Genomic DNA, 1475 nt, shown 5'->3' with positions numbered 1-1475 from the left:
CACTCTTTCCCTACACGACGCTCTTCCGATCTGGGCGCGGGCGGCGCTGCCGATGCCGGTGCGGCCGGTTGCGCGGCGGCCTGCGGCGCGAAGACCTCAGCGCGTACCGGTTGCGCGGCGGCGGCCGGTTCTGCAGCAGGAGCGGATGCCGCGGCTTCATGAGCGGCTTCATGAGCGGCGGCCGGTGCGGCCGGCGCCGTGCCGCGCGCGACGCGGATCTGGCTTTCGTCGATCACGAAGCAGCACACGGCGACGATGTCGTCGGACGGCACGTCCGATTCGACCCACAGCGTCAGGTCGGCGCCCGCTTGCTCGCGGCCCACGATCCGGCCGAGGTTGCCGAGCTCTTCGGTCAGCAGCTCCTGGTCCTTCGCGTCGACGCCCACGAGCGTGATCTTCAGGTGCGGGCCGCCTTCGTCCGCGCCGGCATCGGCGGCCGGATGCGCAGCCGCGACAGCCTGCTCGACCACGTGGTCGGGCGCACGATCGTCGTCGGCGGCCGTCTCCACGGCCGGAGCGGCCGGAGCGGCCGGCGCGACCGGTTCAGCGGCAGCGGCGACCGGCGCGGCAGCGGCAGCCGGCGCATCCGCCCCACTCTCGGCCTTCAGCCGCTCGAGCTTCGCGCAGATCGTCGCGGCGGCGGCCGCGTCCGGTTCGGCGCTCGCGCGGTAGTCGACGAGCTGGTCGGACAGCACGTCCTTGGTCTCGAGGAACGCGTCGACCATTTCCTTGGTCAGCGTCAGCTCATGGTTGCGTGCGCGGTCGAGCAGCGATTCGAGGATGTGCGTCGTATCGGTTAGCGCGGAAAAGCCGAACGTCGCGGCGCCGCCCTTGATCGAATGCGCGGCGCGGAAGATCGCGGCCAGATCCTCGGGGTCGGGCGAACCGACGTCGAGGTTCAGCAGCAACTGCTCCATCTGCGCGAGCAGCTCGTCCGCTTCGTCGAAAAATGTCTGGTAGAACTGAGTGATGTCGAGAGTCATGCCCGGTCCCGGGTTGAATGCGTCGCGTGAATGTCAGGAGGCGGCCGGTTCGGACAACGTCGCGACCAGGTCGACCAGCACGGCGGGGTCGATCGGCTTCTCGATCCAGCCGGTCGCGCCCGCGTCGCGCGCGGCGTCCTTGAATGCGTCGCTGCCTTCGGTCGTCAGCACGAGGATCGGTGTTTCCGTATAGGCGGTCAGCTTGCGCAGCGCGGCGATCACTTCGAGCCCGCTCTTGCGCGGCATGTTCTGGTCGGTCAGCACCAGGTCGTACGGCACGGTGGCCGCCAGGTCGAAGCCGGCCTCGCCGTCCGGCGCCACCGTCACGTCGTAGCCGGCCTGCGCCAGCGTTGCCTGGAGCAGCGCACGCATGGTCGCGGAGTCGTCGATGGCGAGAATGGTTCGGATCATGTCTGTCTCGGAATCTTTTAAGCGTCAGGGTTTCGGCACGGCGACGGCGGACGCCGCGAGCGCCGGCCGCGCGGCCGGCGC

1 protein-coding gene is annotated in these 1475 nt (G+C 70.0%); it reads right to left on the bottom strand.

What is annotated here, in order from left to right:
- Positions 1-1016: 1016 nt before the first annotated feature.
- On the bottom strand, positions 1017-1394 hold the full coding sequence (locus L810_RS43335) for a response regulator (protein WP_021164383.1): 378 nt from the start codon (positions 1392-1394) through the stop codon (positions 1017-1019).
- Between the last annotated feature and the right edge of the window lie 81 nt (positions 1395-1475).

The organism is Burkholderia sp. AU4i, assembly GCF_000466765.1.
GTDB classification, from domain to species: Bacteria; Pseudomonadota; Gammaproteobacteria; order Burkholderiales; family Burkholderiaceae; genus Burkholderia; species Burkholderia cepacia.
The sequence above is the reverse complement of the archived record's forward strand: the minus strand, read 5'-3'. Positions and strand labels throughout refer to the sequence as shown.